Raw genomic sequence first — 25,217 nt, forward strand, 5'->3', positions numbered from 1 at the left:
GGGGCTTTTTGCCGACAGGACTGACGACCTCTCCTCATCGACTGCGCCATGAGGGAGTGGCGATCCGGCGCGACAGAGCACGATCAGCGTCGCTCTCTCTGTTCCAAACAATACAAGTTTTGATCCCAGGCGTGTTCGCGCGAAGGCGGGATATCACCCGTGACATGCTGGAAGAGCGTTCGCGCAGAGGATCACGCTGCCCGACAGCCCCTCCCCAATCTCACCCCCGCATGGCGGTCACCTCGATCTCGATCGTCATTTCCTAACGGATCAGGGTACGGACGATCATCGTGGCGGGGCGGATCTTGCCGAAGGCGCGGCCGGGGAAGACGCCTATTCGTCGAGCGGCAGCAGGTAGAAGAACACCGGTCCCGGCTTCGGGTCACCGCCGTCCAGGCAGATGAACCGCATCGCGCTCGTGCCTGCGCCCGTATCGACGCTCGCCCGACCGTGATAGACGGTCGGGATCGCGAGTTTGCCCACCTTGCCCTCGTAGCGATCGATGGCGAGGTGGTCCGGGTTGCGGTCGATGCGGATCGTTCCGGTCTGGCCGGAGGCCGCGAGATCCTTCACGCCCAGCGCCTCGCAGCGATCAAGCGTCCGATCGCTGGCAAGGGCCGAGGCTGGGAGCGAAAGCGCCAGGATGGCGGCAAGCGCGGCGAGGTTCGTCAGTCCAATGCGCATGGTCAGTCCCCTCATCAGGGTGAAGGAAAGCGCGTCGCGGCTCGTCTTTCAGCCGCGCATCAGGCCCAGGGACGGGTTTCGGCGATCTTCTGCTCGAAGCTCGTGATCGACGGAGCCTTCTCCATCGTCAGGCCGATATCGTCGAGGCCGTTCAGCATGCAATGGCGCTTGAAGGCGTCGATCTCGAAGGAGATCTTGCCGCCGTCCGGACCGGTGATTTCCTGGGCTTCCAGATCGACCGTCAGGACCGCGTTCGCGCCGCGGCTGGCGTCATCCATCAGCTTGTCCAGGTTTTCCGGGCTGACGACAACCGGCAGAATGCCGTTCTTGAAGCAGTTGTTGTAGAAGATGTCGGCAAAGGAAGTGGAGATCACGCAGCGAATGCCGAAGTCGAGCAGCGCCCAGGGCGCGTGTTCGCGCGAGGAGCCGCAGCCGAAATTGTCGCCCGCCACCAGGATCTTGGCGTTCTGATAGGCCGGCTTGTTCAGCACGAAGCTTTCGTTCGGCGTACCGTCCTCGTTGTAGCGCGCTTCGGCGAAAAGGCCGGTGCCGAGCCCGGTGCGCTTGATCGTCTTCAGGTAATCCTTCGGAATGATCATGTCCGTGTCGATATTGACGACGGGGAGCGGCGCGGCAACGCCGGTGAGCTTGACGAACTTATCCATGAAACCGGACTTTCGATTGCGACTGGGACGGAGATTTCGTCAGGCGCTTTACTGCAAAACCGGCCGCAATTGAAGGAAAATCGACGGCTCATGCGGAGCGACCGGCTCCCTGCACCTTTCCATGCCCCTGCGCTGGCATAGGTAAGCTCACGCGCGCAGACGAGACCGAGCCGCGGTGTCGTTTGACACGCTGACGCATGGAGGACTTTGCTCATGGGCATTTTCGACAAGATCAAGGACGCGATTTTCGGCCATCATGCCGGTGGTGCTGCGCACGAGGCCGGCATGGCGCCGAAGCCCGGTGCACAGGCAGGGGCGCCCGCCCCTGTGGATCCGATGAAGACCGGGTCGACCGCCTCGACGGCGCCCGCCGCCAATCCTGCGCCGAGCGCGACGCCCGTGCCAAGCCAGACCAGCACGCCCACCTCCACCTCGGCACCGGCAAGCCCTGCGCCGACGAGTTCGGCCGGTGCCGGCGCACCGTCCGGCGGCGCGGCGACCCACGGCCCGGTCGATGTGTCCGCCATCCTCGACAAGGCGGTCAAGGACAAGGGCCAGAAGCTCGACTGGCGCCACTCGATCGTCGACCTGATGAAGGCGCTTGGCATGGAAGCCAGCCTGTCCGAGCGCAAGGAGCTCGCCCAGGAACTTCACTATGACGGCGACATGAATGATTCCGGCAAGATGAACATGTTCCTGCACAAGGCGCTCTTGAAGCGGCTTTCGGAAAATGGCGGCACGGTGCCGGCTGATCTGCTCGACTGAGTGCGGCGGGGATTGGCCTTCTCTCAAGGCGGCCAAGGCCCTTCCTTCCGCCCCTGCTTCGGCTCATCACCGCGCGGTCTTCAAGGGTCGCGTGGTGGAGTCACGGCACATGGAGCTCACAAAGGCCGGGAAATCCCGGCCTTTGTCGTTAAAAGTGCGGCGGAAGGCGTTCAGTCCTCGCTCTCGACCGTCTCGATCGCGTCACGGCCGACGGCGCTGATGATGGAGCGCTTGCCGACATGGTTGGCCGCACCGACCAAGCCTTCCTGCTCCATCCGCTCGACAAGCGAGGCGGCGCGGTTGTAGCCGATCTGCAGGCGGCGCTGGATGTAGGAGGTCGAGCACTTCTTGTCGCGCAGCACCACCTTGACGGCCTTCTCATACAGGTCCTGGGCATCGTCTTCGCCCATCGAGGTCTTGTCGAAGACGGCGGCATCCTCTTCGGCCGCGTCGTCCACCTCGTCCGCATCCTCGGTGACGGTGCCGAGATATTCCGGACGGCCCTGGGCTTTGAGATGCGTGACGACCTTTTCCACCTCCTCGTCGGAGACGAAGGGGCCATGGACGCGGGCGATGCGGCCGCCGCCGATCATGTGCAGCATGTCGCCCTGACCGAGCAGGTGTTCGGCCCCCTGCTCGCCGAGGATCGTGCGGCTGTCGATCTTGGACGTGACCTGGAAGGAGATGCGGGTCGGGAAGTTCGCCTTGATCGTGCCGGTGATGACGTCGACCGAAGGGCGCTGGGTGGCCATGATCAGGTGGATGCCGGCCGCCCGCGCCATCTGTGCCAGGCGCTGGATCGCCCCTTCGATCTCCTTGCCCGCCACCATCATCAGGTCGGCCATCTCGTCGACGATGATGACGATATAGGGCATGGGCGCGAGATCGAGCGCCTGCTCCTCATAGACCGGCTCGCCGGTCGAGCGGTCGAAGCCGGTCTGCACATTGGCATAGACCGTCTCGCCCTTCGCCCGTGCAGTGGCCGCCCGGCTGTTATAGCCGTCGATGTTGCGCACGCCGAGGCGCGACATCTTGCGATAGCGCTCCTCCATTTCGCGCACGGCCCATTTCAGCGCCATGACCGCCTTCTTCGGGTCGGTGACGACCGGGGTCAGGAGATGCGGGATGCCGTCGTAGATCGACAGCTCCAGCATCTTCGGATCGACCATGATAAGCCGGCACTCTTCCGGCTTCAGCCGGTAGAGCAGCGACAGGATCATCGTGTTGATCGCGACCGATTTGCCGGAGCCCGTGGTGCCGGCCACCAAGAGATGCGGCATCTTGGCGAGCTCGGCCACGACAGGCTCGCCGCCGATCGTCTTGCCGAGGCAGAGCGGCAACTTGAACTTCGTTTCCTCATAGCTGATCGATTCGATCATCTCGCGGAAATAGACCGTCTCGCGCACCGGGTTCGGCAGTTCGATGCCGATGACATTGCGGCCGGGAACGACCGCGACGCGGGCCGAGAGCGCCGACATGGAGCGGGCGATATCATCGGAAAGACCGATGACGCGCGAGGATTTCACGCCGGGCGCCGGCTCGAATTCATAAAGTGTCACGACCGGACCCGGGCGCACGTCGATGATTTCGCCGCGCACGCCGAAATCCTCGAGCACGCTTTCGAGAAGCCCGGCGCTTTGCTCCAGGGCCTCCTGCGACATGGAGGTGGTTTCCTGGATCGGCGGGTCCTGCAGGAGATCGACCGGCGGCATCTCGTAGCCTTCGATCTCGCCGATCTCTGCCAGTTCGATCGCCTTGGCGGCAGCCGTCAGCTGGGCATTGGGCGTCAGGCGGCTGGCTACGACCTGGGCAGCGCGGATCCGCGGCTTGGGTGGCGGAGCGAGCACGGGCTCGGGCACCGTCTCGAGGATCGGCTCAGGTGAAGCATCGACAGGTATATCCAATTGGGTCGGCTCGCTTGCCTCTGCCTGGGTGCATTCGACGGTGGTCTCGGCCGGCGCGCTCAAGGCTGCCCGGATCGGGCCGACGCTCACTTCCCGATAAAGCGCGGTGACCGAATCCGGCAGAACACGGAATTCTAGCTCATGTGCCGCGTGCGAGGCCGGAGCCGGCGGGGCCGGCAGGATGATCGGTGCCACGACCGGCTCCGTTTCATCGACGCTCGGAGCGACCACCGAGAGACGGTGAATGACGGGCGGGAGCGCCGGGGCCGCGCGCGGCGCTTCGTCCAGGCCCGGATCCTCCTCATGGGTGGCGAGCAGGGTTTCGAAGAACAAGGCGTCGTTAAGAACGGTCGAGAAGGCAAGGGGCATGGGCAGTGTCGGTCTATCCTGCGGCGAAACCGCATGCGAGGTCTGAAGAAAATCCGCGGCCGGTCCGGCCACGGGCGAAACCGGGACAGGCCCGGTCGGCTGCGGGGCAGCCGGCATCGAAGCGGCGGCTGCCTCTGCTACTGGCTCGGGCGCGCGGAGCGCGTCGTAGGGAGGCGGCCCAGCGACCGGCGGGGCAGCGACCGGCGGGGCCAGGCTGTGCGTTTCAGAAAATTCGCGGCGCAGGCGCAGCGCCAGGGCGAGCGCGCCGCGCGCCGCTTCATATTCGGATTCGATGCGCTCGGGCTGCGCCGGCTCGTCCGTCAGCGGCAGGGCCTCATGTTCGATGACGGTGGGCTCTGCAGCTTGCGGCGGTTCCACCAGCTGCACCACAGGCTGGGGCGGGGCAGGGTTGACCTCCACCATCTCGTGCTCGACGGCTTTCGGGCGGGTGCGGCGCGGAAAGGCGCTTTCCGGCGTGCGGGTGAACCGCACATTGGGACCGATGACGAAATTGCTCTGCCAGATCGGCGCCACCATGCGCCCTTCGATCTCGCCGGCTGCCATCTCGTCGGCATTCTGCGCGCCGGTCTGGTGGCCGGGCGGCTGTAGCGTTTCGGGGGTGCCATAGATGCGCTTGCGAGGCTCCGCGCGCGGCGGGGAGAGCTCTGCCGCCGGATCGCTCGTGGTGTCGAAACCATGGGGGTGATTCGTTCGGGATAGACGCATGGGGAACCCTGGTACTGGAGACAAAGCGGGACGAAAGCCCCATCCCTTCAATAGAAAATAAAGGTTAACCGCCCCTTTCCGCGCTGGGGAAGGGAAGGCTCCGCCGGACCATGGATGACGAGCTAAAGTGATGCAGGAAAACGCATTTTAGCCTGCTCTAGGGCTTTTGAAAAAGTGGGAGGGTTGCGGAACTGGCCGGAGGGTGTCACGTTTGGTGGACCGGCGGAGAGTGTATGGCGCAGCCGCCGGCGAACCTGAAACCGAAGTTGAAAGGACACGCAGATGAACAATCTCCTGCCCGAACTTCATGAGGGCCATGCCCCGATCGCCCTGCACCAGCTCTTCCGCGATTCGCTCGATCTCTATGACGATTGGGACGGGGCGAGCGAGGCACCGGCGATCTACCATGAGGGTTCCCTGATCCCGATCGCCATGGTGTTCGGTCACATGCGCGGCTGCACGGATATTCTTCCGCAAAGCCAGAAGGCGCTGGTGACCGTGCAGCTGACCAAACCGTGGTCCAGCGAAGGACCGACGGACGATATGACCGTTTCGACAGCCGCCCGCATCATGAGTCTCGCCATGCGCAAGCGTCTGGCCCGCTCCGGCCGCAGCGAGATGAATGCCTTTCTCCGCAAGATGGAGCGTCGTCAGTCCCACCGCGTCACGCGGGACGCCTGACGGCTCGGGGGCCGACACGCGCGGCCCCCGCATTGCGACTGAACCTGTGCCGAAACAGGGCTTGGAAGTGACAAGGTTTGACCTTCGTTAACGAAGTGTGAAAACGGCTTGAAGCTTTTGTGACCTCGTGGTCTAATTTCTCCCAGAGGACGAATACCGCATACTTGTAGCAGTCGTGAGGGCCGGTCGTCGGGGACCGGTGTCTGGTCAACGATCCGGCCGTGAGGCAGGGAGGCAGGATATGTCGGTTCACGATCTAACGGCGTCCGCGCGCGGCCGCCAGAATGCGCCGCTCCAGATTGCGGTCGTCGGCCGCGGCTTTTCCGGGCTGATGAGCGCCATCGCGCTCCTGAACACGCTTGGACGCCCGTTCGAGCTCAGCCTGTTCGACCCGTCACCGGCGATCAGCGGCGGCCAGGCGCTGGCCGGCGCACGCTCCACCGAGATCTTGAACAGCCGCGCCCGCGATCTCTCGGTCTGCGACGGCGAGCCTAAGGATTTCACCCGCTGGCTGCAGGCCAATGGTCCGTTTCGCGATGCCGTCTCGGCGGCCATTCCGGGTTTCGGGCAGATCTTCGTGCCCAAGGCCATCTTTAGCGATTACGTTTATCAACGCTTCTCCGAGGCGCTGGCAAAGCGGCGCGATGTCAGCGTGCGCATGGCCGACGACGTCGCCATCGGTCTTGCCCGCGAGGAAGACGGCCGGTTCCGTTTGTCCTTCGAAGACGGCAAGGCGCTCAGCTGCGACGATGTCATTCTGGCCACCGGCTACGGGCTGAAGGCGCAGACGGTGGAGATCGCCCGGGCGCTTGCCGCCGACATGCAGGCTGCGCAGTCGGACGAGACTCATGTCGTGGTGCTCGGCAGCGGGCTCCGCGCCGTCGATCAGGTGATGCAGCTGCGCGATGCGGGGTTCGCCGGGCGGATTTCCATTCTGTCGCGACGCGGTTTCCTGCCGCAACCGCATACGCGGCTTGCCGCCGACTCGGTCTTCCCCACCCAGCCCATGCCGTCCAAGCTGCGCCACATCCTGCGCTTCGTGCGCGAGGCCTGCCAGGAGGCGGAGGAGAACGGCTGGAGCTGGCAGGCGGCCATGAACGGCCTGCGCAAGCGCGCGCGGTCGCTCTGGTCCTCCCTGCCGCCGAGCGAGAAACGCCAGTTCAACCGGCATCTGCGCTCGTTATACGATGCGCACCGAAACCGGCTGCCCGCCGATGTCCACGCCCGGCTGGAGCGTGAACTGGCCGGCGGCCAGACCGTGCTGCGTCGCGGAACCGCCCTTGGCCTTGCGCAGGGCGGGCTTACCGTCCGGTGGGCGGGCGAACAGGGCGAAAGCCATTTTGCCGCCGATCGTGTCATCGATTCGCGCTGCCTGGCCGCCGATCTCGATGTGCCGGTGGTGGCCGCCGCGTTGCAGGACGGGCTTGCAGTTGCCGACGAGCTGATGCTCGGCCTCTCCGTCAATCCGACCGGGGAGCTGCTCGATGCCCGAGGGCGTCCGCTCGGCCTGTTCGCCATCGGCCCGCTCGGCCTCGGCTCGCTGCCGGATATCGATCTCGTGCCGGAAATCGTCACCCAGACCTATGCTGCGGCTGCGCTCATCGACCAGCGCTCACGCCCCCAGCTGCAGGCGGTCTGAGAGCGTCGCTTCCCGCCACGCCATCATTCCGCTGTCGTGCGAACAGCCGATCACGTCCGGCGCGTCCGCGTTGACAAGAGCATGCCCGGATTCAACAGTGTCGGCGGTTGGCAGGCATTGAGGGCTGCGGCGCAGAGATGCCGGTTGGGGGGAATTCGATCATGCGCGGTTTGATCAGGATAACGGCTGTCCTCGTGGCTTTGCTGGGGGCGGGAGGCGCCTTTGGCGCCGGCAAGGCGGTGGTGACGACGGCGGACAGCGACTATTTCGGCTTCGATCTGCGCACGGAGCAGGATCTTTCGCTCGCCGAGTGCAAGTCGGTCTGCCTTGCCGATCGCGCCTGCCGCGCCTTCACCTACAATCCCAAGGTCAAATGGTGCTTTCTGAAATCGGATTTCAGCACGCTGAACGCCTTTCCGGGCGCGATTGCCGGCAGGGTGGTGGATCAGGCGGCGGGGGGGCCGGACATCGGCGCCGCCCTGCCGCTCGACTTCATGCCCGGCGATCTCGTCACCGATGCGCGCAAGGCCAAAGCCAGCGTCGCGTTGCAGGAGGATCAGTCCGGTCTCGGCCGGACGGCGCTGCTCGCTGAGGCGCGGTCAGCGCGCGATGCCGGCGATATTCCTGCGGCCACCCGCGCCATGATGGGGGCCATCGCCATCGATCCCGCCGACAGTGCCGCCTGGGCCGAGGCTTCCGAGATCGCCAACCGCGTGACCGACAACAGCACGCTCGCCCGCGAATCGGCGCTTGCCGCCTACAATGCCTATGAGACCTCGCGCACCGCCGCCGCCCGCGCCCGCGCCTTGACGGCACTGGCCGATGCACTGAGCCATATGGAGAGCTTTCGCCCGGCGCTCTCGGCCTTCAAGGCAAGCCTGGCGCTCGTCGAAAACCCGGAGACACGCAGCCGCTATGCGGATCTGCGCAACCGCCAGGGTTTTCGCGTGCTCGAACACAGCATCGATGCCGAGGCGGCGAGCCCGCGCATCTGCGTCCAGTTCTCCGAGGATCTGCAGAAAGGCGTCGATTACGCACCTTTCTTGCAACTGAACGGGGCCGCTCCCAAGGCGCTGGAGGCCAAGGACCGGCAGATCTGCGTAGAGGATCTCGCCCATGGCGAGCGCTATGCGCTGACGCTCCGTCCCGGCTTGCCGTCCGCCGTCGACGAACCGCTGGAAGCGGCGGTCGATCTCGACCTTTTCGTGCCGGATCGGCCGGCGATGGTCCGTTTCACCGGCAACAGCTTCGTCCTGCCGATGACTGCTCGTCGCGGCATTCCGCTGGTCTCGGTCAATCTGGAACGGGCCAAGCTGAAGCTCTATCGGATCGGCGATCGGTCGATTGCGCCCCTGCTCACCGCCTCGCAGTTCCTGAGCCAGATCGATGGCTACAGTGCCACCCGTATTCAGGACGAACAGGGAGAGCTCGTCTGGGAAGGCACGATCGACACCGGCTCCGAATTGAACAAGGAGGTGGTGACCAGCTTCCCTGTCGATGAGGTCCTGCCCACGCGCAAGCCCGGGATCTATGTTCTCACCGCCATTCCTGACTCCGGGGTCACCAATGAATGGGACAGCCAGGCGACCCAGTGGTTCCTCGTCTCGGACATCGGTCTGTCGACCTTTGCCGGAACCGACGGCCTGACGGTCTTTGCCCGCTCGCTCACCACCGCCAAGCCGGAAGCCGGGCTGACTTTGGAGCTTGTGGCCAAGAACAACGAGGTGCTCGGCACGGCGCAGACCGATGAAGAGGGCCGCGCCACCTTCACCGCCGGCCTGCTGCGCGGCGGCAATGCGGCCGTGCCGGCCGTGCTGACCGCGCGCAAGGGCGACGGCACCAGCGACTATGTGTTTCTCGACATGACGCAGGCCGGCTTCGACCTTTCCGACCGCGGGGTGACCGGCCGCCCGGCGCCGGGGGCGGTGGATGTGCTGAGCTGGACCGAGCGCGGCATCTACCGGGCCGGCGAAACGGTGCATCTGGCGGCGCTTGCGCGGGACAGCGAGGCCAAGGCGGTCGCCGGCCTGCCGCTCACCTTCGTCTTCCTGCGCCCGGACGGCGCGGAGGAGCGGCGGATCGTGCAGACGGAGGCCAAGCTCGGGGGCTATGCGGTCGATCTGACGCTGCAGCCCAATGCCATGCGCGGTACCTGGACGGTGCAGACCTTCGCCGATCCCAAGGGTACGCCGATCAGCGAGAAGAGCTTCCAGGTCGACGATTTCGTGCCCGACCGCATCGCCTTCGATCTGAAGACCGAGGCGACGGCGATCAGCGAGGGCACGCCGGCGTCCTTCACCGTCGATGGCCGCTTCCTCTATGGCGCGCCGGCGGCGGGGCTGGAACTGGAAGGCGATGTGGCCCTGAAGCCGGTGCGCGAAAGCCCGGCCTATCCGGGCTTCGTCTTCGGCCTGGCGGATGAGGAGGAGACGGAAGACAGCCGCACGACGCTGGATACGCTGGTGCCGCTGGATGCCGAGGGCAAGGCGCAGTTCGAGGTCGATCTCGGCGAAGGGCCGGCCACCACCAAGCTTCTCGAGGCGACCGTCGCAATCCGCATGCAGGAGCCCGGCGGCCGAGCGGTGGAACGCAGTGTAACGCTGCCGGTAACGCCGCAGAGCGACATGATCGGCATCAAGACCGAATTCACTTCGCCGCTTCCCACCGACACCACGGCCCGCTTCACTGTCATCACGGTGGGGCCGGACGGAGCGCGCAAGCCGGCGACCGGGCTGACCTGGAAGCTGCTGCGCCTGGAGCGGAACTACCAGTGGTACCGCGATGGAACGGCCTGGCGCTATGAACCGGTCCTTTCCACCAAACTGATCGAGAGCGGCACGACCGATGTCGGACCGGAGGGCGCGACGCTGTCCGCCCCGGTGTCCTGGGGACGCTACCGCCTGGAGGTCGCTTCCGCGGAAGAGGGCGGGCCTGTCTCCAGCGCCGAGTTCGAAGCGGGATTCTATGTCGAGGCCACCTCGACCGAGACGCCGGACGCGCTCGATATCGCGCTTGACAAGGATCGTTATGCAGTGGGCGAGACGGCCAAGCTCAAGATCGCGCCGCGCTTTGCCGGCGAGGTTCTCGTGACGGTCGGGTCGGAAAAGCTTGTCAGCGTCTCCACTGCCTCCATCGCCGCAGCGGGCGGGGAGATCGCGCTGCCGGTCACCGAGGCCTTCGGCCCCGGTGCCTATGTCACCGCCACGCTCTATCGGCCCGGAGAAGCGCAGGAAAGCCGCATGCCGATGCGGGCGATCGGCGTGAAATGGCTCTCGGTCGATCCGGCCGAGCGCCGGCTTTCCGTGTCGCTCGCTCTTCCTGAAAAGACCCTGCCGCGCCAGACCCTCACCATTCCGGTGGCGGTTGCGGGTGCGGACGTCGGCGAGGATGCCTATGTGACGGTCGCCGCCGTCGATGTCGGCATTCTGAACCTCACCCGCTACGAAGCGCCCGATCCAGCCGGCTGGTATTTCGGCCAGCGGCGCCTTGGGCTCGATATTCGCGATCTCTATGGCCGCCTGATCGACGGCTCGCTCGGCGCGACAGGCCGGCTGCGCACCGGTGGCGATGGCGGATCGATGGCGCTGCAGGGCAGTCCGCCGACCGAAAAGCTTGTCGCCTTCTTCTCCGGCCCGGTGAAGCTCGACGCGCAGGGCCGCGCCACGATCGGTTTCGATCTGCCCCAGTTCAACGGCACCGCGCGCATCATGGCGGTGGCCTGGAGCGCCAAGGGCGTCGGCCAGGCGAGCGGCGATGTCGTCATCCGCGATCCTCTGGTGGTGACTGCCAGCGCACCGAAGGTGATGGCGCCCGGCGATACGGCGGAGCTTCGCCTCGATGTCGCCAACACCGATGCGCCGGCGGGCAGGGTCTCGCTTGCGGTGGAGACGGATGGAAGCCTCTCGGTCGATACCAGCCGTCTCGCCGAAGGCTTCGATCTGCCGGCGGAGGGGCGGGCGGACGTGACCCTGCCGCTCTCGGCCGTCAAGCCGGGCGCCGGGGCCGTGACGATCCGGCTCGTCAGCGCAACGGGCGAAAGCTTCGAACAGGCCGTGCTCGTGCCCGTTCGTCCAGCCGCCCTGCCGGTCACCACCCGAAACCCGATCACGCTTGCCCCCGGCGCCAGCCTGCGGGTGGACGAGGGTCTGCTGGCCGAAAGCCTGCTTCCCGGCGCGTCCGTCAGCCTCAGCGTCGCACGCAGCCAGGGCTTCGACGTGCCGGCGCTGCTGATGACGCTCGACCGCTACCCCTATGGCTGCGCGGAACAGACCACCAGCCGCGCCCTGCCGCTGCTTTACCTCAGCGAACTGTCCAAACAGTCGGGCCTCGCCGATGATCCCGACGTGGCGGGCCGAATCGACGATGCGATCCGGCGCGTTCTCTCCTATCAGGCGAGTTCGGGCAGTTTCGGCCTCTGGGCGCCGGATGTCGGCGATCTCTGGCTCGATGCCTATGTGACCGACTTCCTGACGCGTGCGCGCGAAAAGGGCTACGACGTGCCCGAACGCGCCATGGTCCAGGCGCTGGACAATTTGCAGAACGCGCTGTCCTACGACGTCAATGTCGCCGAGCAGGGCAACCAGATCGCCTATGCGCTCTATGTGCTGGCCCGCAACCGCAAGGCCGCGATCAGCGATCTTCGCTATTTTGCCGACACGAAGCGCAACGAGCTGCCGACGCCCTTGGCCAAGGGGCATCTGGCGGCCGCGCTGGCGCTCTATGGCGATGCCAACCGCTCGGAAAGCCTGTTTGCCGAGGCGCTCGCGGCCTCCAAGGCCAAGACCGTCGGGCTGGCACGCTCGGATTACGGCACGCCGCTTCGCGACGATGCGGCGCTTCTGACGCTGGCGGGCGAAAGCCGGCCGGTGCCGAGCGTGGTGCCGGCGCTCGCCGAGCGCGTCTCCAAGCAATGGGATTCCAGCGGCTCCACCTCGACGCAGGAACAGGTCTGGACCCTGCTTGCAGCCCGTGCCCTGGCCAAAGGCGATGACGGGCTGGCGATCGATGTCGATGGCGTGCGCCAGTCCGGTGCCTATGCCGCCCGTCTGACCGGCGATCGGTTGATCGCTGCGCCGGTCACCATCGCCAATCGCGGGACCGCGCCGATTACAGCAACGGTGACGACAGTGGCGGCACCCGCCTATCCGCTGCCGGCCGGCGGCAACGGCTTCGAGATCGAGCGCACCTATTATACGCTCGATGGCCAGCCGGCCAATATCAGCCAGGCGCAGCAGAACGAACGCTATGTCGTCGTCCTCGTCATGCGCGATCTCAACGACTGGCCTGCACGCATCTTGGTGACCGATCTTCTGCCCGGCGGTTTCGAGATCGACAATCCGAGCCTGGTCGACAGCGCCGAGCTGAGCAACTTCGAATGGCTGGGGGAAACCAGCGTTGCGCATTCGGAATTCCGCAGCGACCGTTTCGTCGCCGCCTTCAACCATGCGCAGGGCGAGGACGGGTTGTTGACGGTCGCCTATGTGGTGCGCGCGGTGACGCCGGGTGTCTTTGAACACCCGGCTGCCCAGGTCGAGGATATGTATCGCCCGCAATTTTCTGCCCGGACGGCGAGCGGCCGCATGGAGGTGAGGGCCATTCCGTGAGGCCGTGGTTCTCGAGGTTCCGCGCGGCGTGGCGGCGATGGCCTGTTCGGCTGGCGGCGGCTGTCGTGGCCGTCGGCCTTGTCGCGGTCGGCGCAGTCGTCGGGCTGGAGGCTGCCGATCGCGCCTTCCCGCCGCCGCTTGCCGAAGCGGGGATGGTTTCAGCCGAGGTTCAGGATCGTGACGGACGTTTGCTGCGTGCCTTCGCAACGCCGGATGGGCTGTGGCGGCTAAGGACGCAGGCGCGCGATGTCGATCCGCGCTTCGTTTCAATGCTTCTCGCCTATGAGGATCAGAGATTCTACCACCATTCCGGAGTCGACCCCCGCGCGCTTCTTCGTGCCGCCTTTCAGGCGCTCACCCATGGCCGCATCCTCTCCGGCGGGTCCACCCTGTCCATGCAGGTGGCACGGCTGATCGAACCACGCGAGGCGCGCTCCTTGGGCGCCAAGCTGCGCCAGGTGCTGCGCGCCCTGCAGATCGAGCGGCGGCTTTCCAAGGCCGAGATTCTCGACCTTTACCTGACTCACGCCCCCTATGGCGGCAATCTCGAAGGCGTGCGGTCGGCAAGCCTGGCCTATTTCGGCAAGGAGCCGCGCCGACTTTCGCTCGGCGAGGCGGCGCTTCTGGTCGCCCTGCCGCAATTGCCCGAACGCCGCCGGCCGGACCGGAATGCCAAACTGGCCGAAGCGGCGCGCCAGCGCGTGCTCGACCGCGCGGCTGTGGCGGCCGTCATCGGCGCCGGCGAAGCGGAGCGCGCAGCGCTTGCGCCGGTGCCCGCAACACGTCAGGCCCTGCCGACACTCGCCGCGCATCTGGCCGAGGCCGCGCGCCGCCGGGCGCCTGCGGTCATGGTTCAGCGCACGACGGTCCAGGCACCGGTCCAGGCTCGGCTGGAGGCCCTGGCGGCAAGTGCTGCGGCCAAGGCTGGTCCGCGCGTTTCCGTCGCCATCGTCATGGCCGATTCGCAGAGTGGCGAGATCCTCGCCGAGGTCGGCTCCGCCGGCTATCTGGACTCCGCCAGGTCCGGCTGGATCGACATGACGCGCGTGCCGCGCTCGCCGGGCTCGACGCTGAAGCCTTTCATCTACGGCCTTGCCTTCGAAGAGGGTCTCGTCTCTCAGGAAACGATCATCGAGGACAGGCCGGCCGATTTCTTCGGCTATCGCCCGCGCAATTTCGACATGCGCTACCAAGGTGATGTCACCATTCGCCAGGCGCTGCAGCTTTCCCTGAACGTGCCGGCGATCCGGCTGCTCGATGCGGTCGGGCCCTCGCGGCTCATGGTGCGGTTTCGTCGGGCAGGTGTGCGGCCGGCCTTGCCCGCGGGCGAAGTGCCGGGTCTGGCCATCGGTCTCGGCGGTCTCGGCATCAGCCTGCGCGATCTCGTGCAGCTCTATGCGGCGCTGGCGAATGGAGGCAGGCCGGTGCAACTCGGCGATGGCGTGGAAGGCGAGCCCGGTCTCGTCGACGGCGCACCGCTCATCGACCCAGTTGCCGCCTGGCATGTGGCCGACATTCTCTCCGGCGTCCTGCCGCCTTCCGGCAGCCGGCGGAGCGGCATCGCTTACAAGACAGGCACGAGCTATGGCTACCGCGATGCCTGGTCGGTCGGCTATGATGGGCGCATGGTGATCGGCGTGTGGGTGGGGCGCGCGGACAATGGAGCGGTGCCCGGCATTACCGGATATGCCACGGCCGCGCCGATCCTGTTCGAGGCCTTCGCCAAGTCCGGGGTCGGGCTGACACCGATGCCGCGCGCGCCGGCGGGCGCCGTGCGCCTTGCACAGGCTGCACTGCCGCCAAGCCTTCGGCGCTTTTCCGCCGGCCCGGCGGGTCTCGTCAGCGCCCGGGCCGAGGATGCTCCCCTGCAGATCGTCTATCCGCCGGAAGGCGCAAAGGTCGAGCTTGGAACCGATGCCGCCGGCGCCACCCTGCCGCTGATGCTGAAACTGCAGGGCGGCCGCGCCCCCTATCGCTGGCTCGCCAATGGCAAGCCGCTCACCACACTGTCGCGCCGCCGCGTCAATCCATGGCTGCCGGACGGCGCAGGCTTTTCCAAGCTGACGGTCATCGATGCGCGCGGACGTGCGGCCAGCGTCAGCGTCTTCCTGCAGGAATAAAGAGCGCTTACGTCTTTTCGTCCAGCGCCATCAGCACGCGCTTCATCAGTTCCTCTTCCTCTGTTACCCCATGACGAAACAGCGTGAGGACGAGCGCGGCAACGGGGTCGTTGGCATCGCTTTCGGACGTGATCCGCCGTTTCTTGCGCACGGCATCGAAAACGCGCTGACAGAGATCGACATGTTCGGGAAGCATCAGTTCGTTACGCCACGGCATTCCGTACTCTCCGCGAACAATGGCGCGTGATACGCACCGGGAATTGAACGTCCTGCTATGAAGTGTCCTATCGCATGCCGGTCGGCAAGGGGGCCGCGGAATCACGCAGCAATTTCTGTGGGTTCTGCAGGATTTTGTACGGTTTCGTTCGGTCGTTCGCAGCCGAGCGACCCAGTCCTGCGCTGCGGCGGCAGACGTGGCATTGATGCGCGGGGAAAGGAAGAAAAGGCATTCCGCAACCCGTTGCGCGCATTGACATTATGCCGTTGCGATTTAGGTCACCTCTCAGCGGCCTTGCGGCCCCGGTCGATCCTGAACCTCGCATGTCATTCAGCGAACCGCCACCTGCCACGCTGGAGCGTCTAATGTTCGGCCACTTCGTCTTTCAAGAGGGAACGGTCATCACACCGACCGAACTCGACATGCTGCAGCGCGTGTTCAACCGCCTCTGTCAGCACAAGAACATGCCGACCACCGGCCCCCGCGCAGAGGCGGAGGCCGCCTATCTGGTGGCGCTCTTCTCCGATGGGCTCAATACGGACGAGCTGCTCTGGCAGGCCGTGACCGGCGATCAGTAGCCGCCTCTTCTCCGTCGCTCAGGCGCTGCCTGCTCGTCGCAGAGACGCACGGATCGCTGCACTTAACCCGTCGCCGTCATAGGGCTTTCGCAGCAGGACCGCGTCGCTCACCGCTTCATCCGGCGCCTGGTCGTTGCCGGTGGCATAGACGATGCCGAGCGACGGCATGGCGCGGCGGGCTTCGGCGGCCAGCGTCGCGCCGGACATATCCGGCAGGCCGATATCGGTGACCAGCACGTCGATATCGCCAGATGCGAGTTTCGCGCGCGCCTCCTGGCCGCTGCCCGCCTCGATGACAGCGTGCCCGAATTCTTGGATAAGCTCGGCCGTATTGGCGCGGATCAGCGCGTCGTCCTCGACAAGAAGCACGGTGAGCGCCGTCTCCGCCGGAGCCTGCGCGGTCGGTTGAGGGGCGGGTGGAGCGACGGGGCGGCTGCCCACAGCGTTGCGCTGTTTCGGATTGGCGAGAACATGGCGAATCTTCCGCGCCAGGGCCTCCCTTGTATAGGGCTTGGACAGAAGCTCGACACCCGGATCGAGCCGGCCGCCATGCACGATCGAATTTTCCGTATAGCCGGAGGTGAAGAGCACGGCGATCTCGGGCAGACGTTCCTTGGCCTTGCGGGCGAGCTCGGTGCTCTTCATCGTGCCCGGCATCACCACATCGGTGAAGAGGAGATCGATGGCGATGCCGCTTTCCACCACGGTCAGGGCGTTGGCGGCATTGGTCGCCTTCAAGACACCGTAGCCGAGGTCGGACAGCATCTCGACCACGGTGGCGCGTACCTCGTCATCGTCCTCCACCACCAGGATCATCTCCGTCCCGCCGACGACCGGGCCGGACTGGATCAGGATCTCGCGGTCCTCCGCCTCCGTGGCGCGCGGCAGATAGAGCCGTACGGTCGTGCCGTGGCCGACCTCGCTGTAGATCTTCACATGGCCGCCCGATTGCTTGACGAAGCCGTAGACCATGGAGAGGCCGAGCCCGCTGCCCTTGCCCTCCGCCTTGGTCGAGAAGAACGGCTCGAACACTTGTTCGAGGATCTCCGGCGCAATGCCGCTGCCGGTGTCGGACACGGAAAGCACCACATATTGCCCGGCCTCCACCTCCATATGGCTGCGGGCATAGTCGTCGTCGAGATAGGCATTGCCTACCTCGATCGTCAGCTTGCCGGCGCCATCCATGGCGTCGCGGGCGTTGATGGCGAGGTTCAGCACCGCGTTCTCCACCTGGGTCGGATCGACGAAGGTGTTCCAGAGCCCGCCGGCCAGGATCGTCTCGATCTCGATCGCCTCGCCGATCGAGCGGCGCAGCAGATCGTCCATATTGCCGATGAAGCGACCGATATTGATGACCTTCGGCTCCAGAGCCTGGCGACGGCCGAAGGCCAGGAGCTGCGCGGCGAGCTTTGCGCCGCGGCTGACGCCGGCCATCGCATTCGCCACGCGCCGCTCGGCGCGGTCGATGCCCGCGACATCCTTGGCCAGAAGCTGCAGATTGCCCGACACCACCTGCAGCAGATTGTTGAAATCATGGGCGACGCCGCCGGTGAGCTTGCCGATCGTCTCCATTTTCTGCGCCTGGCGAAGCGCCAGTTCCGCCTGCTGGCGAACGGCGATCTCCTCGCTGACCCGCGCTTCCAGGGTCTCGTTGAGCAGGCGCAGCTGTTCTTCCGCTCGTTGGCGATGGCGGATCTGCTGCTCGAGATCGACGGTATGCCGACGCAGCGCGTTTTCCGTTTCCCGCTGTTCGGTGATGTCGGTGTGCATGCCGACCCATTCGCGGATGATGCCCTCCTGGTCGAGGATCGGCACGGCGCGAATGGCGAAGCTGCGCCAGGTGGCGTCATGGCGCCGCACGCGATGCTCCCATACGAAGGTCTTGCGCTGAGCGACCGCTTCGTTCCAGGCGTCGATCGAGGGCTGCCGGTCTTCCGGATGAACGGCATCGGCCCAGCCGTAGCCCTGGTACTCCGCCTCGCTCTGGCCGGTCAGCTGCGCCCAGCCCGGCTGCTCGCCCACCATGCGTCCCTCGGGGCTGTTGGTCCACAGCACGCCGTGAACCGCCCGCACCGCGGCTTGGAACCGACCATTGCTGGTCAGGAGGTCCATCTCGGCCCGCTTGCGGTCCTCGATGTCGATGATCACCACATAGATACCATCCACGTTGCCATCATCGGCGCGTCGTGGGGTGTAGCGAACTTCGGCGGCCCGCACCGAGCCGTCCGGCCGGGGAATGCGCGTGTCGGTGACCATGGTTTCGCCGGCCATGGCCTGTTCCAGGAGCGGGCGGCGGCTTTCGAAATAGGGTTTGCCGATGATCTCGGCGGCATGCCGACCGACCACCTTGTCCGGCGCAACGCCGAACCAGTCGAGATAGCCGGTATTGGCGAAGCGGTAGATGAAGTCCTTGTCGAGAAAGCCGACCAGCAGGGGCAGGGCGTCGGTCAGCCGGTTCAGCTCGGCCTTGCTGCGGGCGAGCGCCAGCGTCGTTTCCACCCGGTCCGTATTGTCGAGAACGGTGCAGAGCACGCCCGCGATCTGCGCAGTTTCATTGTAGATCGGGGTGTAGAAGAGATCGAGCACGACCTCCTCCACCCGTCCGTTGCGGTGAAGTGTCATCCGCTGATCGCGAAAACCCTGCACCTCGCCGCGAAAGCCGGCTTCGAGCACGGCACGGTTCCAGTCCCAGATCTCTGGCCAGATGTCCGGAACCCGCCCGCCAAGCGCGGCCGGATGATTGCCGCCGGCGATCTCGCGATAGGCGTCGTTGTAGAGCATCACATGCTCGGGACCCCACATCAGCACCTGGGCAATGGGGGAATTGACGATCGAATTGACCTTGATCCTGAGTGTCAGTGGCCAATCGGCCAAAGGGCCGAGCGCGGTCTTCGACCAGTCGAACGCGCGGATGCGGCCGCCCAACTCGCCTCCGCCAATCGGCCAGGAGGGCTCTTGCATCGCAGGGGTCATGCGTGTCTCACTGGTTCGCGCGAATAGGCCCGTTTTTTCTCAAGGGCCTTCTAGTCAATTTACCCGTCTAAGCGAAGCGGATTTTAGGGCCATGGGCGCGGACTCGCCCCGTGATGCAAGGGCGTGCGCGGTCAGGCGGTCGCTGCGCACCACCTGGTTTCGACCATTGGCCTTGGCCGCATAGAGTGCCCGATCGGCGCGCGCATGGCTGGCATCGATGTTCGGTTCGCCGACCTGCCATTCCGACAGGCCGAAGCTCGCCGTCACGCGCTCGCCGACAGCCGAAAGGTCGGCACTGCGCTCGAACTGCAGCCGCATGGTTTCGGCGATGTGCGCCGCATGCGCGATCGGGAGCGACGGCAGGAAGCAGACGAACTCCTCCCCGCCGAACCGCGCCACGATGGCGCCGGGCGGCAGGGTGTCGTGCAGAAGAGTTGCAAATTCAGCGATGACGCGGTCGCCGATCATATGGCCGAAACGGTCGTTGATGCGCTTGAAATGGTCGAGGTCGCAGGCGATCAGCGTGCCTTTGTGTCCGGTCGTTTCGATGGCGCCCGCCTGCCGCGCGAAGCCGCGGCGGTTGAGAAGCCCGGTCAGGGGATCACGCTCCGCAGCGTCGCGATAGGTGCCGAGCGTGCGCAGCGTGACCGCCGCAAGGGCCGAGAGCGCCAAGAGCAGGCCGAGAATGGCGGCGCTTGCCTGGAACAGGAAGGCGTAGGTGCTGGACAGGAAGCTGTCGAAGGCGATCGGGCTGCTGCGTAGACTGATGAGCAGCAGATTGCGCAGCAGGCTTTCGAGCGCGACTGCGATGGCGAGGCCATAGAGCAGCCGGTCGGCGGCAGAATTCGCCCGGCCGCGGAGCATGAAGAGGGGGAGGCCGAGGCAGATCAGCGCGAACCCATCGTTGAGCGTGGCGTCCAGCGTCGGATCATCGACGACGAAGATGGCAATGACGGCCGCGGCCACGCCGGCGGGCACCAGCAGGGCACGCGGCCAGACCGGCAGCGGCCGGTGGAAATGCAGGCTGAGCGCCTGGCCGATCAAGGTTAGTCCGCTAAGGAACAGCGTGTCGGCAACGAGCGCGCGGACCTGACCCGGTACGATGTCCGGCATGATCGGCATGAGGAAGCCGGCCGCCGCCAGCAGATAGCCGAGACCCCAGAAACGCGCTGAGGCCGTGCCATAGGCGGCAACGATGAGAAAGGTGATGCCGAAGGCCGTAAAAATGACCGGCAGAAGAAAGGCGAACTGATCCATAAGCGGTCCCGACCGCGCGCGCCGCGGCATGTGCGGGCGACATTATGAAAGCGTCTCTTAACGCTTCAACAACAGCGGAAGGGAAGTTTCTGCCGCTCTGAGCGACGCCCGCATCGTCCATCTTCCCCTGACGTCCGGTTCCAGCCGGCATGTGCCTGTGCTATCGGCAGGGGGAGGACAGGTGAGGGAGGAAAGCCGCATGTCGTTTTTCGAGGTGTTTGATCCGGCGTTTCGGCGCTTCGTACTCGGCAATGCGCCGGTCAAGCAGCTGGCCTCCGGCTTCGACTGGGCGGAAGGCCCGGTCTGGTTCGGCGATGCGGGCTGCCTGATCTTCTCCGACATTCCGAACAACCGTATGCTCCGCTGGACGCCCGGCAGCGGGCTCACCACCTTCCGCAGTCCCTCGAACTACGCCAACGGCAACACGCGCGACCGACAGGGCCGGCTGATCACCTGCGAACATGGCACGCGCAGCGTGACCCGCACCGAACTCGACGGATCGATCACCACGCTTGTCGACCGGTTCGAGGGAAAGCGTCTCAACTCTCCCAATGACGTGGTGGTGGCTTGCGATGGCGCGATCTGGTTTACCGACCCGCACTACGGCATTGCCAGCGATTATGAAGGCTACAAGAGCGAGCAGGAGCTGCCCTGCCATGTCTATCGGCTGGATCCGAACGGATCGATCCGGGCGGTGGCAACGGATTTCAACTGCCCGAATGGTCTGGCCTTCAGTCCCGATGAGACCCGCCTCTACGTGGCGGATACCGGCCGGGTCGGCATGGCGGATCCGAGCCATATTCGCGTCTTCGACGTCTCGCCGGATGGCAGGTTGAGCGGCGGCGGCCTCTTTCACGAGATCTCTCCCGGCCATGCCGATGGATTCCGGGTCGATACCGAAGGCCATCTCTGGTCCTCCGCCGGCGATGGCGTCCATTGCCTGACGCCGGATGGGCGGCTGATCGGCAAGATCTTCGTGCCGGAGCTCGTCTCCAACCTTTGCTTTGGCGGGCGAGCGCGCCATCAGCTGTTCATTACCGCGACGACCGGTCTTTATACGATCACGCTCAACCGCAACGGCATGGCCTATTTCTAGAGTCTTTCCAGCCGAAGCGTGGTCGCTTCGGCGTCGGACAATGCGGCCGAAACAAAGACATAGAGCATTGGAGGTGATCCCGTGATCGCCGGAAATGCTCTAGGCCGTCGAGGCGCGGCTCATACGCCGCCCTCAGCCGCGGCGCAGGCCTGTGCGTGCGCCGAGCCGGCGTTCGATCAGGGTCAGGCCGTCATGGATGAGAACGGCGAGCGCGCCGACGATCAGCCCGCCTTGCAGGATGAAGGCGAGGTTGTTGGCCTGCAGGCCGGCAATGATGACCTCGCCCAGCGTCTTGGCGGCAACGGTCGAGCCAATCGTGGCGGTGGCGAGGGCGATGACGGTCGAAAGCCGGATTCCGGCAAGGATGACCGGCATGGCAAGCGGCAGTTCGATGCGCAGCAGCCGCTGACGGTCTGTCATGCCGGCGCCACGGGCCGCTTCCATCACCGGGCCGGGCAGCGTGGTGAGCGCGGTCAACGTGTTTTCGAAAATCGGCAGAAGGCCATAGAGAAACAAGGCCACCAGTGTGGGCTTTTCGCCGAAGCCGAGCGCGGGAACGGAGAGCGCCAGCACGGCCACCGGCGGAAAGGTCTGGCCGATATTGACCAGGCTGCGCGAGAGCGGCAGGAACTCCGCCCCGAACGGCCGGGTGACGAGGATAGCGAGCAGCACAGCCACCACGGCCGCGGCGCAGGTCGCAATGGCCACAAGCCGCAGATGCTGCAGCGTGAGCACCAGCAGGCTGCCCTGGTTGTAGATGGCCGGCGCGTTTTCCTGAACCAGCGGCTTCAGGAGCGGCTCGAACAGGGAGGGCGCCAGCAGGAAGGTGGCGAGCGCCGCCAGGAGGACAAGGCGCAGAAGGGCAGGGAGCCAGCGCCGCATCAAGGTTGGGCTGCCTGCCGGGCGAGGCCTTCCAGCGTCACGCGGCCGAGCCGGCGACCATCGACCGCGGCCACCGGCAGGGCCCGCCGCCCGCGCCACAACAGCTCGGACAGGGCCTCGCGCTGGCTGATCGTCTCGAGCAGCGGTTCGCCCTCCGCCTCGCCGGCCTCCACCGCGCCGCCCAGCCTTTCGATCGACAGGAGACGGAACGGCCGTTCGCCGGCGCCGATCAATTCGTCGACGAAGGGCGTGGCCGGCGCTCTGACAAGATCGGCGGGCGCGGCATACTGGACCACCTTTCCCTTGTCCATGACGGCAATCCGGTCGGCGAGATGGAAGGCCTCGTCCATGTCATGGGTCACGAGCACGATCGTGGTGCCGAGCAGCTTCTGGATCGACAGCAGATCCTCCTGCGCCTTGGCGCGGATGATCGGATCGAGTGCGCCAAATGGCTCGTCCATCAGGAGCACGTTCGGCTCGGCCGCAAGGGCGCGCGCCACACCGACACGCTGCTGCTGCCCGCCGGAAAGCTCGTGCGGAAGCCGGTCGGCAAAGAGCGCGGGCTCGAGCTGAAACAGGGTGAGCAGCTCTTCCACCTTGGCATCGATGCGGGCGCGCTCCCAGCCGAGCAGCACGGGAACGGTGGCGATGTTCTGGGCGACGGTGCGGTGGGGGAAGAGGCCGTGGCCCTGGATCGCATAGCCGATGCGCCGGCGCAGCTCGTGCGGTGCGAGACTGCGGTGATCCTCGCCATCAAGTCGGATCGTCCCGGAGGTGGGCTCGACCAGCCGGTTGATCATGCGCAGCAGCGTTGTCTTGCCGGAGCCGGAGGTGCCGACAATGACGGTAACCGTGCGTGGCGCGATGGTGAGCGTGACCGCGTCGACCACCGTGGTCTCGCCGTAGCGCTTGGTGATGGCATCGATCTCGATCATGCGGGGCTCTTCCCTTTGCGTGCGGGCGCGTTGGCCTCGATCAGGGCATCGAGGAGAATGGCAGCGGCGAAGGCCAGGAGGACGGTGGGCACGGCGCCGAGAAGCACCAGATCCATCGCCGTCTGGCCGATGCCTTGAAAGACGAAAACGCCGAAGCCGCCGCCGCCGATCAGCGCGGCGATGGTGGCGAGTCCGATATTCTGCACCAGAACGATGCGAATGCCGGTCAGGATGACGGGCAGCGCCAGCGGAAATTCGATCCGCAGAAGCCGCTGCCGGTCGGTCATGCCCACGCCGCGGGCAGCCTCGTTTGCTTCGCGCGGGACACCGGCAAGGCCGATCACCGTATTGGCGACGACGGGCAGCAGGGAATAGAGAAACAGCGCCACGAAAGCCGGCGCCATGCCGATGCCGCGAATGCCAAGCGCGGCAGCGCCCGGCACTGTGGCGGCGATCCAGCCGAGCGGACCGATCAGAATGCCGAACAGGGCGATCGACGGGATGGTCTGGATCAGGTTCAGTGCGTTCAGCACCGCATCGCGCAGGGCTTTGACCCGGTGGCAGAGAATGCCGAGCGGCAGGCCGACGACGACGGAGGAGACGAGCGAGCCGAGCGCCAGTGATACGTGCTTGCCCGCCTCCTGCCAGAAGACATCGGCGCGACCTGCATATTCCTTGAGCAGGGACAGGCCATCCCAGGCGCCGGACGCGAGCAGAAGGACAAGCCCGCTCAGCGCGAGCCCCAACAGGCCGACGCGCAGAAGCGGCGACGGCTTGAGCCGAGCGATGGCATCGGCAGCGAGCAGGCCGAAGGCAAAGAGCAGGATCCAGAAACCGGATGCCGGCGCGACGCGGGCATAGCTGTTGCCCGGTGGGGTCAGGGCGGTTCCGGCATGGCCGACGATCAGGGTCAATGCGGCCAGGACAATGGCTGCGAGGCCGAGGCGAAGGCCGGTTGGCGTGCGCAGCACCACAAAGACAACCGAAAGGACGAGAAGAGCGGAGAGAAACAACGCCGCCGACATTGGCAGCGCCTCAAACAGGCTGCGGGCCTCGCCGGGAACGATGCGGTTGGCCCTGAAGGAGACGAACGGCGCGAAAAAGCCGCCATAGACGATCATGGCGGCCACGATTACGCCGAGCTTGTCGATGCCTCGCCTCACGCCGTCTCCCCGGTCCATTTCAGCCTCCCGTCGGCATCATCCCTGAAGCCGGCGGGAAGCTGCCCGATCGACCTTACTTGATGAAGCCGTTCTTCTTCAAAAAGTCCTCGGCAACGGCCTTTGCCGGCTCGCCACCGACCTGAACACGCCCATTGAGATCCTGAAGCGTGACAAGATCAAGCTTTTCGAAGACCGGCTTCAACAGCGCTTCGATCTCGGGATGCTGCTTCAGAACCGCTTCGCGGATGATCGGCGCCGGCTGATAGACCGGCTGGACGCCCTTGTCGTCTTCCAGCACCACGAGGCCCGAGGGGGCGATGCCGCCATCCGTGCCATAGACCATGGCGGCATTGGCGCCGTTCGTCTGGTTGGCGGCGGCGGCGATGGTGGCGGCCGTGTCGCCGCCCGAAAGCGTGATCAGCTGGTCGGGCTTCAGCGTGAAGCCGTAGGTGGTCTGGAAGGCCGGCAGGGCGGCCGCGGAATTGACGAATTCCGACGAGGCTGCGAGCACGACCTTGCCGCCGGAGGAAACATACTTGCCGAAATCGGAGAAGCTCTTCAGGCTGTGCTCGTCGGCGACATCCTTGCGCACGGCGACCGCCCAGGTGTTGTTGGCCGGAGACGGGGTCAGCCAGACGATCTTGTTGGCGTCGTAGTCGAGCTTCTTGGCTTCCTCATAGGCCTTCGCGGCATCCTTCCAGGCAGGATCCTCGGACTTTTCGAAGAAGAAGGCGGCATTGCCGGTATATTCGGGATAGATGTCGATCTCGCCGGCGGTGATCGCCTTGCGCACCACCGGAGTGGCGCCCAGCTGCACGCGATCGGTGGTCTCGATCTTGTTGGCATTGAGCACGGCAAGGATGATGTTGCCGAGCACGCCGCCTTCCGTGTCGATCTTGGAGGACACGACCACCTGCGCCTGTGACGCGGCGGCAGAGAGAAATACCGCCATGGCGGTTC

17 protein-coding genes are annotated in these 25,217 nt (G+C 65.7%); 7 read left to right on the forward strand and 10 right to left on the reverse strand.

Translation table 11 applies throughout. The annotated features are described in order from the left end of the window. Positions 1-333: 333 nt before the first annotated feature. Positions 334-684, reverse strand: coding sequence for a hypothetical protein (locus tag U8330_RS19640; RefSeq protein ID WP_323106938.1), 351 nt, complete (start codon positions 682-684; stop codon positions 334-336). 59 nt (positions 685-743) lie between these two features. Then, positions 744-1,349 carry a 3-isopropylmalate dehydratase small subunit gene (gene leuD / locus U8330_RS19645; protein ID WP_323106939.1) on the reverse strand — a complete coding sequence of 202 codons (606 nt, stop codon included), beginning with the start codon at positions 1,347-1,349 and terminating at the stop codon, positions 744-746. A 213-nt stretch (positions 1,350-1,562) separates the two neighbouring features. Between leuD and U8330_RS19650 the strand changes: the two genes are divergently transcribed. Continuing rightward, a complete protein-coding gene (locus U8330_RS19650; protein WP_416236884.1) occupies positions 1,563-2,114 on the forward strand; it encodes a DUF3597 domain-containing protein in 552 nt (183 codons plus the stop codon). A gap of 170 nt (positions 2,115-2,284) precedes the next feature. Here the strand turns inward: U8330_RS19650 and U8330_RS19655 are convergent, their stop codons facing one another. Beyond that, entirely contained in the window at positions 2,285-5,113 is a 2,829-nt protein-coding gene (locus U8330_RS19655; protein WP_416236885.1) for a DNA translocase FtsK, read from the reverse strand. A 282-nt stretch (positions 5,114-5,395) separates the two neighbouring features. On the opposite strand from U8330_RS19655, the gene U8330_RS19660 reads away from it, so the two are divergent. From U8330_RS19660 to pbpC, 4 genes are all read left to right on the forward strand, one after another. After that, on the forward strand, positions 5,396-5,794 hold the full coding sequence (locus U8330_RS19660) for a hypothetical protein (RefSeq protein WP_323106940.1): 399 nt from the start codon (positions 5,396-5,398) through the stop codon (positions 5,792-5,794). A gap of 241 nt (positions 5,795-6,035) precedes the next feature. Further along, complete coding sequence (locus tag U8330_RS19665; RefSeq protein WP_323106941.1) at positions 6,036-7,433, forward strand: FAD/NAD(P)-binding protein; 1,398 nt, start codon at positions 6,036-6,038, stop codon at positions 7,431-7,433. 161 nt (positions 7,434-7,594) lie between these two features. Continuing rightward, positions 7,595-13,036, forward strand: a complete 5,442-nt coding sequence (locus U8330_RS19670) for an alpha-2-macroglobulin family protein (RefSeq protein ID WP_323106943.1) — start codon at positions 7,595-7,597, stop codon at positions 13,034-13,036. A gap of 65 nt (positions 13,037-13,101) precedes the next feature. After that, a complete protein-coding gene (gene pbpC, locus U8330_RS19675; RefSeq protein ID WP_416236886.1) occupies positions 13,102-15,156 on the forward strand; it encodes a penicillin-binding protein 1C in 2,055 nt (684 codons plus the stop codon). Between the two features lie 7 nt (positions 15,157-15,163). On the opposite strand, the gene U8330_RS19680 is transcribed toward pbpC, so the two are convergent. Beyond that, positions 15,164-15,373 carry a hypothetical protein gene (locus U8330_RS19680; RefSeq protein ID WP_323106944.1) on the reverse strand — a complete coding sequence of 70 codons (210 nt, stop codon included), beginning with the start codon at positions 15,371-15,373 and terminating at the stop codon, positions 15,164-15,166. A 323-nt stretch (positions 15,374-15,696) separates the two neighbouring features. Here U8330_RS19680 and U8330_RS19685 point away from each other — a divergent pair, with 323 nt between their 5' ends. Continuing rightward, on the forward strand, positions 15,697-15,951 hold the full coding sequence (locus U8330_RS19685; protein ID WP_323106945.1) for a hypothetical protein: 255 nt from the start codon (positions 15,697-15,699) through the stop codon (positions 15,949-15,951). An 18-nt stretch (positions 15,952-15,969) separates the two neighbouring features. On the opposite strand, the gene U8330_RS19690 is transcribed toward U8330_RS19685, so the two are convergent. Together U8330_RS19690 and U8330_RS19695 are read right to left on the reverse strand one after the other, a co-directional pair. Further along, on the reverse strand, positions 15,970-18,924 hold the full coding sequence (locus U8330_RS19690) for a PAS domain-containing protein (protein ID WP_323106946.1): 2,955 nt from the start codon (positions 18,922-18,924) through the stop codon (positions 15,970-15,972). Positions 18,925-18,978: 54 nt separating this feature from the next. Next, complete coding sequence (locus U8330_RS19695) at positions 18,979-20,181, reverse strand: GGDEF domain-containing protein (protein WP_323106947.1); 1,203 nt, start codon at positions 20,179-20,181, stop codon at positions 18,979-18,981. Between the two features lie 199 nt (positions 20,182-20,380). On the opposite strand from U8330_RS19695, the gene U8330_RS19700 reads away from it, so the two are divergent. After that, entirely contained in the window at positions 20,381-21,277 is an 897-nt protein-coding gene (locus U8330_RS19700; protein ID WP_323106948.1) for an SMP-30/gluconolactonase/LRE family protein, read from the forward strand. 132 nt (positions 21,278-21,409) lie between these two features. Here U8330_RS19700 and U8330_RS19705 read toward each other — a convergent pair whose 3' ends face one another. The 4 genes from U8330_RS19705 to U8330_RS19720 are packed head-to-tail and all read right to left on the reverse strand — an operon-like array spanning position 21,410 to position 25,209. Then, complete coding sequence (locus U8330_RS19705; RefSeq protein ID WP_323106949.1) at positions 21,410-22,159, reverse strand: ABC transporter permease; 750 nt, start codon at positions 22,157-22,159, stop codon at positions 21,410-21,412. Further along, positions 22,159-23,094, reverse strand: a complete 936-nt coding sequence (locus U8330_RS19710) for an ABC transporter ATP-binding protein (RefSeq protein ID WP_323106950.1) — start codon at positions 23,092-23,094, stop codon at positions 22,159-22,161. The genes U8330_RS19705 and U8330_RS19710 overlap by 1 nt, the downstream gene beginning before the upstream one ends. Next, on the reverse strand, positions 23,091-24,275 hold the full coding sequence (locus U8330_RS19715) for an ABC transporter permease (protein ID WP_323106951.1): 1,185 nt from the start codon (positions 24,273-24,275) through the stop codon (positions 23,091-23,093). Before U8330_RS19715 ends, U8330_RS19710 begins: the two co-directional genes overlap by 4 nt. A 55-nt stretch (positions 24,276-24,330) precedes the next feature. Continuing rightward, a complete protein-coding gene (locus U8330_RS19720; RefSeq protein ID WP_323106952.1) occupies positions 24,331-25,209 on the reverse strand; it encodes an ABC transporter substrate-binding protein in 879 nt (292 codons plus the stop codon). Positions 25,210-25,217: the final 8 nt, after the last annotated feature.

This window comes from Rhizobium sp. CC-YZS058, assembly GCF_034720595.1.
Taxonomy (GTDB): domain Bacteria; phylum Pseudomonadota; class Alphaproteobacteria; order Rhizobiales; family Rhizobiaceae; genus Ferranicluibacter.